Consider the following 1428-nt stretch of genomic DNA (forward strand, 5'->3'; position numbering starts at 1 on the left):
TAGTACTCCAGCAGGAGATCCGTTCTGACCTGCTGCGGCGGTGTGGTTTTGTCCGTGGGCAGGGAGCAGCCACCGCTGAGTCTCGTGGTTGTGTGGACCAAAGATACGGCGGTGGCTGCCGCCTACAGAGTAGACGTCCAGCGATGGTCTGGGCTGTTTGACGAGCTGATGGACGTGGTCGGGTCGCGCTTCGGCCGGCCTGAGCCGCGTCGGCGGGTGCGGGACTTCATGGCCGGGCTGCTGGCGCCGCTGCCGACGAAGAACTGTTGGACGATCGCGGAACACGCCGGTGACGACGGGCCAGGAGGAATGCAGGACCTGATCGGTCGGGCCAGGTGGGACGACGCGCAGGTCCGCGCCGATGTGCGGGATTTCGTCGCGGTACACCTCGGGCATCCGGACGGTGTGCTGCTGATCGACGAGACCGGTGATCTGAAGAAGGGCGTGCACACCGTCGGGGTGCAACGGCAGTACTCCGGCACCGCCGGGAAGATCGAGAACTGCCAGCTCGCGGTGCACCTGTCCTATGCCTCACCAGCTGGGCACACCCTGGTCGACGTCGCTCTCTACCTGCCGAAGTCTTGGACCGACGACCCCGCGCGTCGGGTGGAGGCTGGGGTGCCCGACACCGTCGGCTTCGCCACGAAGCCGCAGCTGGCACAGCGGCTGATCGACACCGCCGTCTCCGGTGGGCTGCCATGCCGATGGGTTGCCGGCGACGAGGCCTACGGCGGTGACCCGCACCTGGCCGCGGCGTTACGCGACCATCGACTCGGTTACGTCCTCGCGGTCGCCTGCTCGCACCGGGTCCCGACCGGGCTTGGCATCCAGCGAGCGGACCAAATCGCCACCGGCCTGCCGACCCGAGCGTGGCAGCGGATCTCCGCCGGCCAGGGGGCGAAAGGGCACCGCTACTACGACTGGGCGTTCGTCACCCTGCCCCTGGCCGCCGACCAACACGACGGTCACCACTGGCTGCTGATCCGACGCAACCGCACCACCGGTGAGCTGGCGTTCTACCGCTGCTGGTCACCCAACATCGTCCCCCTGCACCACCTGGTCGCCGTCGCCGGCCGACGGTGGAGCATCGAGGAATCCTTCCAGGCCACCAAGACCGGCCTCGGCCTGGACCAACACCAACACCGCCGCTGGAAGGCCTGGCACCGCTGGACCACCCTCGTCATCGCCGCACACGCGTTCCTCGCCGCCGCCGCAGCAGCCAGCACCACCACCCCGGACGGCCTGATCCCGATCACCGTCAACGAACTCCGACGGCTGTTCCACGCTCTGGTCATCGAACCCACCCGACGCATCGGCGACCTCATCGCCTGGTCCATCTTCCGACGCCAGCACCAAGCCGAAGCCAAGATCAGCCACTACGCACGACAAGCCCTCACTGAGCCCTGAAACGGATCTCCTGCTGGAGTA

Annotated in this window: 1 protein-coding gene; it reads left to right on the forward strand. The window is 67.6% G+C overall.

The features are described 5' to 3' along the window. Window positions 1-168: 168 nt before the first annotated feature. Window positions 169-1407 (forward strand): IS701 family transposase, encoded by a 1239-nt coding sequence (locus tag AB0C25_RS36570; RefSeq protein ID WP_357379655.1) that lies wholly within the window; start codon window positions 169-171, stop codon window positions 1405-1407. Window positions 1408-1428: the final 21 nt, after the last annotated feature.

The sequence above is a fragment of the Micromonospora sp. NPDC048839 genome (assembly GCF_040649915.1).
Lineage (GTDB): Bacteria > Actinomycetota > Actinomycetes > Mycobacteriales > Micromonosporaceae > Micromonospora.